The 16055-nt window shown below is 39.1% G+C and carries 14 protein-coding genes, 1 tRNA gene and 1 pseudogene; 9 read left to right on the forward strand and 7 right to left on the reverse strand.

The features are described 5' to 3' along the window. Window positions 1-13 precede the first annotated feature (13 nt). A complete protein-coding gene (locus IPMB12_RS01850; protein ID WP_166914384.1) occupies window positions 14-607 on the forward strand; it encodes a tetratricopeptide repeat protein in 594 nt (197 codons plus the stop codon). Between the two features lie 64 nt (window positions 608-671). Then, entirely contained in the window at window positions 672-1235 is a 564-nt protein-coding gene (locus tag IPMB12_RS01855) for a manganese efflux pump MntP (RefSeq protein WP_166914386.1), read from the forward strand. 147 nt (window positions 1236-1382) lie between these two features. Here IPMB12_RS01855 and groL read toward each other — a convergent pair whose 3' ends face one another. From groL to IPMB12_RS01870, 3 genes are all read right to left on the reverse strand, one after another. Further along, a complete protein-coding gene (gene groL, locus IPMB12_RS01860; RefSeq protein WP_166914388.1) occupies window positions 1383-3029 on the reverse strand; it encodes a chaperonin GroEL in 1647 nt (548 codons plus the stop codon). Window positions 3030-3071: 42 nt separating this feature from the next. Continuing rightward, the gene (locus tag IPMB12_RS01865; RefSeq protein ID WP_166914390.1) at window positions 3072-3365 is read right to left on the reverse strand and encodes a co-chaperone GroES; all 294 of its coding nucleotides are present in this window, start codon (window positions 3363-3365) and stop codon (window positions 3072-3074) included. Between the two features lie 164 nt (window positions 3366-3529). After that, window positions 3530-3985 carry an FxsA family protein gene (locus tag IPMB12_RS01870; RefSeq protein WP_166914393.1) on the reverse strand — a complete coding sequence of 152 codons (456 nt, stop codon included), beginning with the start codon at window positions 3983-3985 and terminating at the stop codon, window positions 3530-3532. A 151-nt stretch (window positions 3986-4136) separates the two neighbouring features. On the opposite strand from IPMB12_RS01870, the gene IPMB12_RS01875 reads away from it, so the two are divergent. The 6 genes from IPMB12_RS01875 to IPMB12_RS01900 all read left to right on the forward strand — a co-directional run bounded on the left by IPMB12_RS01875 (window position 4137) and on the right by IPMB12_RS01900 (window position 9712). After that, window positions 4137-4212, forward strand: a tRNA-Phe gene (locus IPMB12_RS01875). Between the two features lie 283 nt (window positions 4213-4495). Further along, the gene (locus IPMB12_RS01880) at window positions 4496-5491 is read left to right on the forward strand and encodes a substrate-binding domain-containing protein (protein ID WP_166914395.1); all 996 of its coding nucleotides are present in this window, start codon (window positions 4496-4498) and stop codon (window positions 5489-5491) included. Between the two features lie 254 nt (window positions 5492-5745). Further along, window positions 5746-6837 (forward strand): Gfo/Idh/MocA family protein, encoded by a 1092-nt coding sequence (locus tag IPMB12_RS01885; protein ID WP_166914397.1) that lies wholly within the window; start codon window positions 5746-5748, stop codon window positions 6835-6837. A gap of 17 nt (window positions 6838-6854) precedes the next feature. After that, window positions 6855-7730: a sugar phosphate isomerase/epimerase family protein gene (locus IPMB12_RS01890; RefSeq protein WP_166914399.1), complete on the forward strand. Its 876-nt coding sequence runs from the start codon at window positions 6855-6857 to the stop codon at window positions 7728-7730. A gap of 24 nt (window positions 7731-7754) precedes the next feature. Further along, a complete protein-coding gene (locus IPMB12_RS01895) occupies window positions 7755-9068 on the forward strand; it encodes an MFS transporter (protein WP_166914401.1) in 1314 nt (437 codons plus the stop codon). A gap of 92 nt (window positions 9069-9160) precedes the next feature. After that, complete coding sequence (locus IPMB12_RS01900) at window positions 9161-9712, forward strand: gluconokinase, GntK/IdnK-type (protein ID WP_166914403.1); 552 nt, start codon at window positions 9161-9163, stop codon at window positions 9710-9712. Window positions 9713-9827: 115 nt separating this feature from the next. Here IPMB12_RS01900 and rhuM read toward each other — a convergent pair. Further along, window positions 9828-9977 (reverse strand): annotated as a pseudogene (gene rhuM / locus IPMB12_RS12220) (RhuM family protein); the annotation flags it as partial. A 264-nt stretch (window positions 9978-10241) separates the two neighbouring features. On the opposite strand from rhuM, the gene IPMB12_RS01910 reads away from it, so the two are divergent. Further along, window positions 10242-10703, forward strand: a complete 462-nt coding sequence (locus IPMB12_RS01910; protein WP_166914405.1) for a YehS family protein — start codon at window positions 10242-10244, stop codon at window positions 10701-10703. Window positions 10704-10780: 77 nt separating this feature from the next. On the opposite strand, the gene IPMB12_RS01915 is transcribed toward IPMB12_RS01910, so the two are convergent. The 3 genes from IPMB12_RS01915 to IPMB12_RS01925 form a co-directional block, all read right to left on the reverse strand. After that, window positions 10781-13114, reverse strand: a complete 2334-nt coding sequence (locus IPMB12_RS01915) for a membrane-bound PQQ-dependent dehydrogenase, glucose/quinate/shikimate family (protein WP_166914407.1) — start codon at window positions 13112-13114, stop codon at window positions 10781-10783. A 469-nt stretch (window positions 13115-13583) separates the two neighbouring features. Then, window positions 13584-14984 carry an amidohydrolase family protein gene (locus tag IPMB12_RS01920; protein ID WP_166914409.1) on the reverse strand — a complete coding sequence of 467 codons (1401 nt, stop codon included), beginning with the start codon at window positions 14982-14984 and terminating at the stop codon, window positions 13584-13586. Between the two features lie 49 nt (window positions 14985-15033). Further along, window positions 15034-15987: a carbamate kinase family protein gene (locus IPMB12_RS01925; RefSeq protein ID WP_166914411.1), complete on the reverse strand. Its 954-nt coding sequence runs from the start codon at window positions 15985-15987 to the stop codon at window positions 15034-15036. Window positions 15988-16055: the final 68 nt, after the last annotated feature.

Here is a 16055-nt window from a genome sequence, read left to right on the forward strand (position 1 = left end):
CAGGAGCTTCAATATGCGCTTAATCAAGTGGACAATGATTGTTTTATTCTTAGGCAGCTTACTCGGTTGCCAGTCGATGGAACCCGCTGATTTTGATAAAGAGCGTGCTGCTCAGGCACGTTTAAAGCTGGGGCTGGCTTATTTAGCGCAGGGAGATAAACCAGAAGCCTATCAAAATTTGGCTTTGGCTATGCAATATGATCCAAATAATCGTGATGTTCAGCTGGGCATGGCGATTTATGAACAGCAAATTGGGGAATATGATATCGCTGAGCAGCGTATTCTGGCTCTGCTTGATAGCGGTAAAGATCAGGAGATTTTACTGATTCATTATGGTGCTTTCTTATGTTCAACTGATCGTTACGCACAGGCCATGGAGCAGTTTAATAAGAGTCTGGCGCTTAAGCAGTATCAGTGGCGGGAAGAAGGGCTTGAAAGGGCAGGATTATGCGCTATTGAAAATGGTGATAAAGCAACAGCAAAGCCTTATTTTACTCAACTGATAAGCTACAACCCGGCTAAAAAACAACAATTAACAGAAATAGCTGAACAATATCGACAAATGGGACAACCTCAAGTCGCACAGGATTTATTATCTGTTCTGTAAGTACAATAAATATAACAACGATAATAAATAATAATCAACATAGAGCAATGTCGGAAACAATATTATGAGTATTTTCTCACTCATATTGGTCGCTTTTGCAATGGCAACAGATGCATTTGCTATTGCTATTTGTAAAGGCGTCTCAATGAAAACGCCTCGTTTCATCGATGCGATTAAAATCGGGATCTTATTTGGTGTGGTAGAGGCGATCACTCCTGTTTTGGGCTGGTTACTTGGCTCGGCAGTAGTCGATTATATCTCGCAATGGGATCACTGGATTATTCTGGCTTTAATGCTGTTTCTTGGGATTCGTATGATCCGCAATAGCTTTGATGATAGTTGCTGTTGTGATGATGAACCTGCTCCCAATAAGAAAACTTTCTTTTTACTTGTTTTAACGGCGATTTCAACCAGTATTGATGCCTTTGCTGTCGGGATTAGCTTCGCTTTTGCCAGCGTAAATATTATTGTAGCAGCCATACTAATTGGCTGTGCAACCATGATTATGGTGACTATTGGTGTGATGCTTGGGACTCGTTTAGGTGATTTAATTGGTAAACGAGCAGAGCTGATTGGTGGCTTAGTACTTATTTTTATTGGTATCTATACTGTGATTAGTAGTTACTGATGAGCGATTAATCTATAAATGCTTAAAATCATAACCTATTGATTAATAAGCAGTTTTATTTCATTAAGTCATTGATTTATAAGTAATAAAAAAGAGCGGATAACCGCTCTTTTTTATTGTTCCTAAACAAACAGTAGCAATCAGGAATTACATCATTCCCATGCCACCCATGCCGCCACCCATACCACCAGCGCCGCCCAGGTCTACTTTATCATCTTTAGGAAGATCTGTAATCATACATTCAGTTGTAATCATCAGACCTGCAACAGATGCTGCGTATTGTAATGCTGAACGAGTTACTTTAGTTGGATCTAAGATACCCATTGCAATCATATCGCCATACTCTTCAGTTGAAGCGTTATAACCGTAGTTACCTTTGCCTGCTTTAACTGCGTTAGCAACAACAGAAGCTTCTTCACCACAGTTAGTCACGATTTGACGTAGTGGGGATTCCATCGCACGCAGAGCAACTTTAATACCTACGTTTTGATCTTCGTTATCAGCTTTTAAGTTAGCAAGAGTACCAGCAACACGAACAAGTGCCACACCACCACCAGCAACCACACCCTCTTCAACTGCTGCGCGAGTTGCGTGTAACGCATCGTCAACACGTGCTTTCTTCTCTTTCATTTCAACTTCAGTTGCTGCACCGACTTTGATCACTGCAACACCACCAGCTAGTTTAGCTAAACGTTCTTGAAGTTTCTCTTTATCGTAGTCTGATGTTGCTTCTTCGATTTGCTGACGAATTTGCGTTACGCGGCCTTCGATAAGTTTTTGATCGCCAATACCATCGATGATAGTTGTGTTGTCTTTATTGATTACAACACGTTTAGCCTGACCTAAATCTTCAAGCGTTGCTTTTTCAAGCTCAAGACCAATCTCTTCAGAAATCACAGTACCAGCAGTTAAGATTGCGATGTCTTGTAACATTGCTTTACGACGATCACCAAAACCAGGTGCTTTAACAGCAGCCACTTTCACGATGCCGCGCATTGTGTTCACAACGAGTGTTGCTAGTGCTTCACCTTCAACGTCTTCAGCAACGATCAGTAGTGATTTACCTGCTTTAGCTACACCTTCAAGAACTGGCAGAAGCTCACGGATATTAGAGATTTTTTTATCAACTAATAGGATGTATGGACTTTCTAGTTCAACAGTTGCCGTTTCTGGCTTGTTGATGAAGTATGGAGATAAATAACCACGGTCAAATTGCATACCTTCAACAACATCTAATTCATCTTCAAGGCCTGTACCATCTTCAACAGTGATAACGCCTTCTTTACCTACTTTTTCCATCGCTTCAGCAATTAGCTTACCAACAGTCTCATCTGAGTTAGCTGAAATAGTACCTACTTGTGCGATTGCTTTTGAATCTGAACATGGAACAGAAAGTTTTTTAAGTTCTTCAACTGCGGCAGTAACTGCTTTATCAATACCACGTTTTAAATCCATTGGATTCATGCCAGCGGCAACCGCTTTTAAGCCTTCATTAACAATAGCCTGAGCCAGAACAGTTGCAGTTGTTGTACCATCACCAGCTGTATCATTTGCTTTTGATGCCACTTCTTTAACCATTTGTGCACCCATGTTTTCGAATTTATCTTCTAATTCGATTTCACGTGCAACAGAAACACCGTCTTTAGTAATGGTTGGAGCACCAAATGATTTGTCTAAAACAACGTTACGACCTTTAGGACCTAAAGTCACTTTTACTGCATCAGCAAGGATATTTACACCTTTAAGCATTTTAATGCGTGCGTCGTTACCAAATTTAACGTCTTTAGCTGCCATTATCTTATTCTCCTAAGAATTCTATATGTTTAATTTATGCAATTATTCTTGAACGATAGCTAAGATATCGCTTTCTGATAGGATTAATACTTCTTCACCGTCGATTTTTTCAGTTTTAACGCCATAACCTTCATTAAAAATGACGATATCGCCAACTTTAACATCAAGCGGTTGAACTTGACCGTTATCTAAAATACGACCATTACCAACAGCAAGGACTTCGCCACGTGTTGATTTGCCTGCAGCTGAACCGGTTAACACAATACCACCAGCAGATTTTGATTCAACTTCTTTACGCTTGATAATTACACGATCTTGCAATGGACGAATTTTCATTGGAACAATCTCCTATATACTAAATATTTTGTTTAATTAGTGAGTTTTATTCATAAAGTCAGGTGGTAGATATTACCACCATTGACATAATGTAGTGCAAACTAAATGGGGCTTTTTTGACTGCCTTCAAGTCTTGGCAGACAAAAAAATGTTTAGTTGATTATTTATTCATCATCTTTGCGTGAAAACTCACCTTCAATCACATCTTGTTGATTATTTGATGGTCTTTGATAGGCAGAACCTGAACTATAAAAACGAGTAGAGACCGAAAATCTTGGCATTACATATTTACTCATTAACGCACGCGTTGGTGGCAACAGTAAAAAGATACCGATTAAGTCAGTAATAAAACCTGGAATCAGTAAAAAGAATCCGGCAAATAGTAAAGAAACACTGCGCATTAGCTCTGGCGTCGCATTTTCTCCCATCTGCATTTTTTGCTGCATTTGCATGAAGTTTTTAATCCCTTGTGAGGCGACAAGAGATAAACCAATGATTGAAGTAGCGATGATACAAATTAAAGCAAAAAAGACGCCCGTTACATCTGCAACAGCAATAAAGACATTGATCTCAACATAAGCGTAAATGAACAGAATTACGAGTGGTAGCCAAGCCAGCATAATGGTTTTCCTGATAATAAAAGGACAATTATTAATCAATATTTGGGTTGATTATCTATTTTTCAATCAAAAGATAAAAAATTTCTCAAATAATCATGAAAAGGGATTGACGAGAGGCATGCGATCGGGTTTAATACACATCCATTGTGTTGCCCGGATAGCTCAGTCGGTAGAGCAGGGGATTGAAAATCCCCGTGTCCGTGGTTCGATTCCGCGTCCGGGCACCAATTTCAAAAAAGAACACCAGCGAAAGCTGGTTTTTTTATGTCTAAAGTTTTTTACATCCACTTTTCAAGCTGTTTTCTTACTCAACTGAGTTCAACTGACATTACCCCAAATCAAGTTAAAAAAGGATATCAGCTTAATTGCTAGTTTTTTTATGTCTAACGCTTTATAGTATTATCTAAGTTTATTCAGTGTTACAAATATTATATTATGCTGACTAAAAGTAGATGGGATACCGATCAAAATATGGTAACAAGTGATTATCTTTTTTAAGGCTGGCGTTTGATGAAACAAGTTCGAGCAACATTACTAGATATAGCAAGTGCTGCGGGTGTAAGTAAAATGACTGTGAGTCGTTTTCTACGTGATCCCAGTTCTGTTTCGAATAAGTACCGCACTAAAATATCAAATGAAGTCGCTCGCTTAGGTTATATCCCTAATAAAGCGCCCAATATGTTATCCAATTCAAAAAGTTATGTTATTGGTGTTTTGGTGCCTTCTTTAAGGAATCAAGTCTTTGCTGATGTTTTAAATGGTATTGAGTGCGTAATGGACGAAAATGGCTATCATACAATGCTAGCACATACATCATATGATATTGAAAAGGAAGAGAACCAGATTCGGTCGCTGTTATCTTATAATATTGATGGCATTATTATGAGTGAGCGCTCCCATACTAAAACAACGATTGAAATGTTAAAAAATATTGGTATTCCTGCTGTGGAATTAATGGATAGTTCTTTGCCATGTTTAGATATGGCGGTGGGTATAAATACCTATGATGCAACACAAAAGATGATCGCTAAAATGCTTGAAAAAGGGTATGAACGCATTGTTTATTTAAGTGCCCGACAAGATGACAGAACCATATTGAGACAAAAAGCGTATGAAGATATCATGCGTGATAATGGTTTACCGTTTAAAACAATTGCCACAAAAGAGTCTTCATCATATTCATTAGGTAAGCAGTTACTTTATAAAGCCATTACTGAAGATCCCGCGACTGATGGTGTTTTATGTACCAATGATGATTTGGCTATTGGTGCTTTACTGGAATGTCGCGCGCTTGGTCTTGAAGTACCTAAACAAATTGCGATTGCCGGATTTCATGGACATGAGATAGGGCAAGCATTTATTCCTAAATTAGCCTCTGTACTTACGCCTCGTTATGAGATGGGTAAAATCGCTGCAAAACTATTATTAAAGAGAATCAATGGTGAGGATGTTTCTGAGCCTATCGTAGAGTTACCTGTATCAATATTGAGTGGTGGAACTATCTAATATTGGCTTGGTTTTGAGCTGTATTGATGATTCCACGAACCTATCCTATCTCTTTCTTATTTATCTTAAAAACTTAACCTCATGTTTTTTATTGATTATTTGGTCCAATAATCAGTTTTTGTTTCTATTCTTTATAAATGTGACGCGTATCAAAATTTGATGTTTTTTTTATTGAGTTAGCAATCAAATGTAAGCTACTATTGCCTTTGTAAAATGTTACCGGTAATTTTTTCTTAACATTAAAGGGCAATAAAATGAGTAAAAAAATGAAAACAGCACTAGTGGGGTGTGGAAAAGTTGGGCATTTTCATGCCAAAGCGTTTGTTAATTTAGAAGAGTCAGAATTTACTGCTGTTTGTGATCGTAACTTAGCCCGGGCTGAAGAGTTTGCCCAACAATATGGGGTCAAAGCTTACGATGATATAGAAAAAATGATAGCAGCTGAAAAGATTGATGTTGTCAGTATTTGTACGCCTCACCCGGTTCATGCTGCTATGGCTGTACCAGCGGCAAAAATGGGTTGTCATGTCTTAATTGAAAAACCATTAGCGTCTAATTTAGCTGATTGTGATGCGATTTTATCTGCGGCAAAAGAAGGAAAGGCGAAAGTAGGTACTGTTTGTCAACGTCGTTTTTATGAACCTTGTATGAGAATCAAAAAAGCCATTGATGACGGTAAACTTGGCAATCCGATTTTAGGTTCTGTCACCATGTTGGGTTGGCGAGACAAAGCATATTACGAGAGTGATCCATGGCGTGGTACGTGGACAGGAGAAGGGGGCGGCGTATTAGTGAATCAGGCTCCTCATCAATTAGATCTGCTTTTATGGTATATGGGAGAGATTGATGAAGTGTATGGTGTTTGGAAAAACTTAAATCATCCTTACATTGAAGTGGATGATACTGCGGTTGCAATTATTAAGTTTAAAAATGGTGGTATTGGCCAAGTCTTAGTCAGCAACTCTCAGAACCCCGCCTTATACGGTAAAGTTCACGTTCATGGTGATAATGGTGCGTCTGTTGGTGTACAAACTGATGGCGGTGCTATGTTTATTGCTGGCGTCTCGTCGATTACTGAACCACCTTACAATGATATTTGGACTGTCACTGGTGAAGCGGATAAACGTGAAGAGTGGCAACAAGCTGACAGTGATTTATTTAATAGTGTTGACTCAATGTACCATTATCATCAATTGCAAATTCAAGATTTTTTAAATTCGATTATTGAAAATAAAGCACCTTTAATCGATGGTGATGCTGGTCGACGCACAGTTGAGCTTATTGAGGCGATATATCGTAGCACAAAAGAAAACTGCGTCATTAAGTTCCCATTACGTTCTCAATAAGAGAAGGAAACGCATCGATGAAAATAGGGTATAACGAAGCAACGGCTATGGGGTGTTCAGACTTAGCAACCGATCTGGCTTTATGTGAGAAGAATGGCTTTGACTATATAGAATTGCGATTAGATATGTTAAAAGAGTATCTAAAACAGCACTCAGTAAGCGAGTTAAAGCAGTTTTTTCAATCGAGTAAGATAAAACCACATGCGCTCAATGCACTGTATACATTTCCTGATTTTTGTACCGGCAAAAGTCCAGATGATGACAAAATCTTGTTAGATGATTTTATCTGGGGTTGTGACATTGCCCACGAGATTGGGGCGCAATATTTCATCATTGTTCCACCCTTACAGCGAGATCCAAATGGCGGCCCATTTATCGGATCGTGGCAGGATACGCGTAATAACTGTATTCGAATTTTAGAACGCTTATCGGATATTGCAAAACCTTATGGTATCAAATTATGTCTTGAATTGGTTGGCTTTGAGCGTAGCTCAGTGAGAACCGTCGAGCAAGCTTGGGATATTGTACAGGCTGTGAGTCGAGATAATGTTGGTCTTGTGTTTGATGCCTTCAATCTTTATCTCTACAACCAACTCAATGATTTCTCTGTTATGAAGCTTGTTGATGTCGACAAAATTTATGCCGTGCATATCAATAATGGTGATGCTTCTCCTGATCATAAACCTACTCAAGCCTTACGGCGTTTCTGTGATAGTGGTGTTGTGAATGTACATCAATTTTTGGCTGTCCTGAAAGAGATGAACTATACCGGGATGGTATCCATTGAAACATTTAGGCCCGAGTATTGGGAGAAGTCACCAGAATGGGTGGTCGCTGAGGCTTATCGCACAACAAAACAACTTATGGTTGAGAGTGGCGTTTTTTGCTCTTAATTCAATTTCTATAGTGAGGCAAATATGAAAGCAACAAAATCGCGGTTTTTTGTATTATTTTTACTATTTATTGTTACCGCAATTAATTATATGGACCGGGCTAACTTATCGGTAGCAGGGACAAGTATTCAAGGTGAGTTCGCTTTATCGCCGACTCAATTAGGTCTTCTATTTTCTATGTTTACTTGGACTTATGTATTAAGTCAAATTCCTGTTGGGTATATTCTTGATAGAATTGGTGTCAGAAAACTGTATGGTGTTGCGGTTATTATCTGGAGTATCTTTACCTGTTTGATGGGATTAGCATCAAGTAGTTTATTTACCACAGCAGCTAGTTCTTTCGCTTTTTTATTGTTATGTCGAGCATTAATCGGTGTAGCGGAAGCGCCTTCATTCCCTGCTAACGCTAAAATTATTTCCACTTGGTTCCCAACGCAAGAACGCGCTAGTTCTACTGCCGTTTATGCTTGTGCCCAATACTTAGGATTAGCGCTTTTAACGCCAGTATTAGCATTTATCGTGGCTCATTATGGTTGGGAAGCTTCATTTTATGTGTCTGGTGGGGTTGGTATTATCTTTGGTATTTACTGGTTAATTAAATACCGTGATCCACTTGAAAGCTCAACGGTCAACCAAGCAGAATTAGACCACATCCGTAAAGGCGGTGGATTAGGACAAAATAAAAGTGTTAAAGAGAAAGTTGAATGGCGCGATATTAACCACGTGTTAAAACAACGCAATATTTGGGGGTTGTTTATTGCACAATTCGCGATGAACTCAACGCTCTATTTCTTTTTAACATGGTTTATTGTTTATCTAGAAAAAGGGTTGAATTTATCAATTTCTAAAGCCGGGCTTGGTGCTTCATTCCCGTATATTATGGCAATGGTTGGCTTATTGTGTAGTGGCTTCTTAAGCGATGCATTAATGAGAAAAGGTTTATCTCGTACTTTTTCACGTAAATTACCTGCAATATTAGGGCTTGGATTAGCTGGCACCATGTGTTTAGTCAACTTTTTTGAAGATCGCCCTATTATCGCCATCGCTATTTTATCCTTTGCCTTTTTTGCGAATGCTGTTTCTAATATTGGTTGGGTTATTATTAGTGATATTGTACCTACAAAAGTGGTCGGTACTATTGGTGGATTTTTTAACGTATCAGGTAACTTAGCCGGTATTGCGACACCAATTATTATGGGGGTCATCTTACAAACTACGGGGAGCTTTGCGTATTCAATGTATTACATCTCTGCGGTGTCTGTTATGGGCGCTTTATCACATATCTTTATTATTCAAAAGCTTGATACCATTAAGCTCCCTAGTGAAACTCGGTCTTAATTGAGATTAATCTCTCATGTATAAACTCTCTTACTCACGTACAGTAAGAGAGTTTTCGGTCAATTGAATGTGCGTTACATGGATTTACGACTATGAATTCAATAATAAAAAATAATCGATATATATTTGTTTTAATGGGTGTATCTGGCAGTGGTAAATCTGCCGTTGCTAAACAAGTTTCAACGGTATTAGATGCGGCTTATTTAGATGGTGATTTTTTACATCCTAAAGCAAATATTATCAAAATGAAAAGCGGGCAACCATTGAATGATGATGATCGTATTCCATGGTTAGAATTAATCAATAATGCTGCTTTTGCAATGAGTAATGTGAGTCCAATTTCGCTTATTATTTGCTCATCTTTAAAACGGCAATATCGGGATATTATTCGTCACGGAAACCAAAACATCTTTTTTATTTATCTAAAAGGTCGTTTTGAGGTTATTGCTGAAAGATTGGCTCAGCGTCAAGGGCATTTCCAAAAAACCGGCATGTTAAAATCACAATTTGATACACTTGAAGAGCCATCCAGAGAAGAGAGTGATGTTGTTGTTGTGGATATAGAACAACCATTAGATAAAGTGATTCAAGACGTCATCACAACAATTAAAGGCATTTGTCAGCAGCCAAGCGATTGTACGTAATCATTGTATGACAGTAACATGCGATGACGGTGAATGATTGCAGTATAATGACTAGTTAAAACACCGCCCATTGAGGCGGTGTTTCAGATTGCTGACAAACCTCTCAACTTTCCTAACTGGTTAATCCCATGTTAGGTTTTGATGGATAAGCTCGATTTTTAACAATTTCAGCAGCAGTATTACCATAAATGGTATAGTGAAGTTTATTTTGTACGGTAGCGTAAAAGGTTTGTGCAATAGGTGAATTTTTATCGTAATCAACGGATACAAATTCGGATATATTCTCCAGCTCAAATCCATAATCACAATAATACCAACACTTATAATGGCCTGTTCGATTTCGCGTTTCCCGATAAATTTATTCAATAAAATCAAGTTGTTATATTTTAACGGAACAGGCTTTTTTTATGTCTTTTTTCAAGTGTCGATGAAACGATGTGTGAGATATCAAAAATTAATCCCTTGTTTTTAATTGCAATCTTATTCTATAGTACGTCCAATCTATTTTGACGGTTTAACAGGAAAAGTTATGGTAAATAATTACACGTTACGCAGCATACGTTATATGCTCAGTCTTAGTGATGCCAAAATGGTTGAAATAGCTAAGTTAGGTGGAGTAGAAGTTGAACCTGAAGAGATGGTGAGTTGGTTAAAGCCTGAAGACGATCCGGATTATAAAGAGTGTTCTGATTATGTTATGGGACATTTTTTAAATGGACTAATCTTTTTCCGTCGTGGCAAAGATGACCGTTTTCCTACACCTGAAGTCGAATCTGTTATGACGAATAATATCGTGATGAAAAAGTTACGTGCTGCGTTTGCTTTGCAAGATACCGATCTTATTGATATCTATGCTTCTGTTGATTTTCGTGTTTCAAAACCAGAATTAAGTGCGATTTTCCGCAAACCTGATCATAAAAATTACCGTAAATGTGGTGACCAGTTATTACGCTATTTCCTTAAAGGGTTAACACTAAAAATTCGTAAGTAGTAGCGATGAGCTTTTTCTAAAATTATTTTTTATTCGAGTCGATAATAAGCCTCCTATGAAGGAGGCTTATTGATTAATTACTTATCAGCAGCCTTAGGCAAGCTAAACGCAATAACGTAATCGCCAACCTGATCAGAGTGCGCTGCACCACCTACCGAGATAACCACATATTGCTGTCCCGTTGTTGGTGAGATATAGGTCATTGGTGTGGCACTTGAGCCGATAGGTAATGGATATTTCCAGACTTCTTCACCAGTTGCAGAGTTATAAGCACGAATATAGTAATCTTGTGAGCCGGCAAAAAATACCAGTCCACCAGCTGTGGTCATTGTCCCTGCATAGGTTGGTACACCAATTGGCATTGGTAAATGGGATTTTAAACCAAATGGTCCTAATTGTTCGGCTGTGCCTGCCGGAACCTGCCAGGCCACTTCTCGTGATGTTAAATCAATGGCAGTGATGGTACCAAATGGTGGTTCAGAGCATGGTACGCCCAGTGCACTCATCCACATCATAGTGACTAAGCCATAAGGTGTGCCTCTTTGTGGTGAAGGTCCATGACCTGTGCCATCTGACTTATATTTTTGAGTGACAGTACTATAATCGTCTCGCTCCACCAGCCAGAACATGCTTGGAATACGGATATCATTCACATAAGCCATATTATTTAGTGGATCGACAGACACGCTACCCCAGTTAAATCCACCTAAGTTACCTGGTTGTTCAATGGTTGGATTGAAATCAATAGGCGTGAAGTCTCCCTCATAAGTTGCCTGTTTAAACTGGATACGACAAGCCAGCTGATCAAACATGGTCATACCCCACATACTATCTTCGGTGAGTCTTTGTGCTCCAATAGTTGGCATGCCAACTGAATAAGGCTGTGTCGGGGAAACATATTCGCCGGGAATATTACTCTTACTTGGTACCGCTTTTTCTTCTACTTGTGCAACAGGTTCACCAGTTGCCCGGTTGAGTAAGAAGATCTGTCCGCGTTTGGTTGTCTGTATTAGCGCAGGAACAATATTGCCCTCGTCATCAGGCACATTAACTAAAGCCGGCTGTGAGGGTAAATCGTAATCCCATATATCATGATGAACAGTCTGGAACTTCCATCTTTCACGTCCGGTGGTGACATCTAATGCAACTAATGTGTCGTTATATTCATCAGAAAAAGCAGGTCGATTAGCGCCATAGTAGTCAGGTGTTGTATTACCCAGTGGCAGATAAATTAAACCTAACTCATCATCGTAAGCGGCATGAGTCCACATATTTGGTGTTTCAAGTGTATAGGTTTCGCCCTCTGGTGGATATTTAGTAATTGATGGATTACCTAGATCCCATGCCCATTCGAGTTCTCCAGTATTGGCATTAAAGGCACGAATAACGCCTGATGGTTCGTTAGTTTCCTGATTATCAACAACCCACCCACCAATGACAATGACATCTCTTGCGACTAAAGGTGAGGATGTTTGAAAGTAAAAGCCAGGTTTTATTGGACCCATACTATCTTTTAAATTAACGGTGCCGTGATCACCAAAGTCATCACATAATTTACCGGTTTTGGTATCTAAGGCGATTAAACGTGCATCTATTGTGGTTGCTATGATACGTTCCTGACAGCTATTTGCTAATGGCGAAGATGTGACTTCCGGTACTTTATAGTAACTAACCGAACGACAGCGCTGCCACATTGGTGAACTTGCTTCAGGATCAAAAGTCCATACTGGTTGACCGCTATCTACATCTAACGCGGCAATATGGTTATTACGAGAACAGGTATACACCAGATTATCAATTTGTAGCGGTGTGTTTTGGTCAATTCCTGGCCCTGAGTCACCAGAGTGATAGGTCCATGCAATTTGTAAGTCTTTGACATTATCACGATTGATTTGGGTGAAAGAAGAAAAACGATTCCCGGCGGCTGTTTTACCGTAAGCTACCCAATTCTCGGGTTGTTCACTAACCGGGTGAGCTTTAAAGTGATCATTTGTACCATATTTTGCTTCGTGAGGAATAAATAAACCCACTAGCATTGCCACAAAAAAGACAGTGGATAATCCTCCCAGACTATATGCAACTTTTTTTACCTGAGGTGTTTTTTTAGGGAAGATAAGTGAGCAAACAATGGCTATTCCTAACGGTACCATGATTCTTGCAAGCATTGGCCAGAATGCAGTACCACGTTCATAAAGAGCCCAAATAATGGTATAAACGACAACAACATAAGTGAGGTAAAGCCCCCAGTTTTTTTGTTTATAAATAAGAATGCCGGCAATAATATAAATTATGCCCGTCACTAAATAATAAGGTGTTCCACCTAAATAGCTGAGCCAGGCCCCTGCAAGTGTTAAACATATTCCAATTAGAACTAATAAAAATTCTATAAAACATAATAATATTCGTTTCATCAGAATCCTCCTAAATTTAATATTTAAACATTATGCAAACATGGCACGTAAAAATAATGGATAGAAACTAAAATCACAGAAATATCATATACAAAAAAATAGTACTTGTTTTAAGTGAAGTGGTCAGTTTTATGAATATGTCCCCAATATACTCCTAAATATAATGTTAAATTAATCAGTTAGTGTTATTTGTAATTGTTTTGTAAATTAATTTCGGGTCTTTCTGTGTTGATAGATAAAAGGTCTGAAATCAGGAATAAGTCGTAATTTTTTGAGTGAAAAGAAAGGTTATTGCGGTAATTCATACTGGAATTAGTGTCATTGACATAAATAATTTTAAATATAAAGAGGTTAATAAATTACCTTGTTAGGTAGACATTCATTTAAATAGAGTTATGTGAATATAATCTGACAGTCACGGGTTTATTATAAAGTCACTGTCAGATTACATTAATTCTTATTGTAAGGTCTAACCAATCAAAGAAACTTCACCAGCCGCCACATTCCCCTTATAAAACGCAGCCTGTCTTGGTGAAATTCTTGCCACCGCTTCAGCAGAACAAGAGGCATCAACAAGCACAAAACTTGCATCATCTTGTACTTTTGGCCAGACTTGTGTGCCATTTTTATCCAGAGGTAAAACATCCCCGGTGGCGATCGCCAGTGAGCGGGACAAAGTAAACTCATCCGGTCTGGTGTAGAGTTGTGCATACAGATTTGCCTTTTCAAGCATATCCCCAAGGCCAAATGGCGACCAGTGATCAATCACGCTGTCGGTACCTGTCATCACAAATACGCCTTTTTCTCTAAGCAGAGACAGAGGCATATGCAGTGTCCCAATTGGAACAGTTGAGGCGATAGTCACTTGTTGTTCAGCCAGCCTTTCTGCTGTCGCCTGGATTTCTGACTCATTTAACGTGGCTAAAGCAAACGCATGGCTGATCGTTAATTTTCCTTTTAAAGATGGTGTTTTTTCTACCATATCCAACATATAGTTAACGGCAGCTTTCCCTTGTGGGCCCATCTCATGCAGGTGGATATCAATAGGTTTATTGTAGTCGAGTGCAATCTGGAACATGGTATCGAGTGATTTTTTCATATCACCATCAACATTGGTTGGATCAAGCCCACCAACATAATCAGCACCCATTGCCATCGCTTCACGCATCAGAGGTTCTGATTTAGAGAGTAATAAACCATGCTGTGGAAAGGTGACGATTTCACATGAAAATGTCTCTTTGTGGTTATCAAGAACGACCATTAAATCTTCGAGGTTTTTTAAACCTGAGGTTGGTTCAACATTACAATGGCTACGGGCAATAGTCGAACCATGTGATTGAATTAATTGAATTAGTTTGGCTGCTCGCTCCTGAGTAAAAGGTTGTAATTTAGGCAGCAAATCTTGTTCTAAGGTAATCATATCCATAATGGTTTTGCCTTGGCGTGAGCGCGGAGCTTGCCACGGTCCGCCATAAAAGGTTTTGTCTAAATGGATATGCATATCACGAAAAGCCGGCAGCATTAATTTACCGCCAGCATCATAGCGGGGAATACCTTCATTCAGTAACGCATTCTTATCTAAAATGGCAATGATTTTACCGTCTTTGATTTCAAGTGTACTTAATTCAGTTTTAGTACCGATGACCGTACTGCCTTCATAATTAAAGCCGGACTCAAGCAGGACCTGACATAAATAATAATGTTTATCGTTGATCATATTAACCGATTTACCTGTATCACAACTGGTAGAAGACGCAGGTAAATTAGCATAAACAGCGCCTGCTGTGCTACTCATTAATGCACAGGCGGCAAGGACTTTCCCACTTTGACTTAAAAACTCTCTGCGACTATTTCCATAAGCGTTAACCATCGGTGACTCCTCCTGATATCTGTAATAAATCGGTTAAATGATCTTGTGTTTAGTGATGCACAATATGTGTACCTGTTTCACCTTTCAGTGCCTGTGGCAATTTTTCTGGCGTGGTGATAATCACTTTTTTACCGCCATTTTTTAGAAACGATAAGCTCGCTTCAATTTTTGGCAACATACTCCCAGCCGGGAAGTGACCTTCTTTGGTATATTGTTCAATCTCTGCAATTGAGACGGTATCCAGTGCTTTTTGATTTGGTTTGCCAAAATGAATACAGACTTTTTCAACACCTGTTGTGATAATCAAAATGTCTGCTTTTAGCTCTTTAGCCAGTAAGGTTGTCGATAAGTCTTTATCAATAACCGCATCAATACTGTGATACTGATTGTGTTCATTACGCACGACAGGAATACCACCACCACCAGCTCCAATCACCACAAAGCCACTTTTAACTAAAGCACTGATTGCATCAGACTCAATAATTTTCAGTGGTAAAGGGGATGCTACAACGCGGCGATAGCCACGACCAGAGTCTTCAACAAATCGCCAGTCGGGATTATCTTGTTGCAGCTTTTGACTTTGTGCCTGAGTAAAAAATGCTCCGATAGGCTTGGTTGGATTTTTGAAATTAGGATCATGACGATCAACTTCAACTTGTGTCACAACGGTCACTGCTTTTTTATTATCCGGACGTGCAGATAATTTATTATTCAGCGCTTGCTGAATTAGATATCCAATACCACCCTGAGTATCTGCTACGCAGTTAGCCAGTGGAGTTAAAGGCAGGTTCTCCTGCTCATGAGCAATCTCCGAGCGACGCAGATCAAGCCCAACATGAGGTCCGTTACCATGAGTCAGAACAATATTGTAGTTTGACTGCAACATAGTAAAAACATGCTCAGCGACCTCTTTTACCGCAATCTCCTGAGCGGCAATTGACTGGCTGGCATTATCTTTGATAATACTATTGCCACCAATGGCAATGACGACAAGTTCTTTCATTTTATCATCCCTGTAATGGTATGAGAGTAACCGGTTGATGGGCTGTAAGCAGCCCATCTTATCCGTGT

Origin of the sequence: Zophobihabitans entericus, from assembly GCF_011745665.1 — a bacterium.
Lineage (GTDB): Bacteria > Pseudomonadota > Gammaproteobacteria > Enterobacterales > Orbaceae > Zophobihabitans > Zophobihabitans entericus.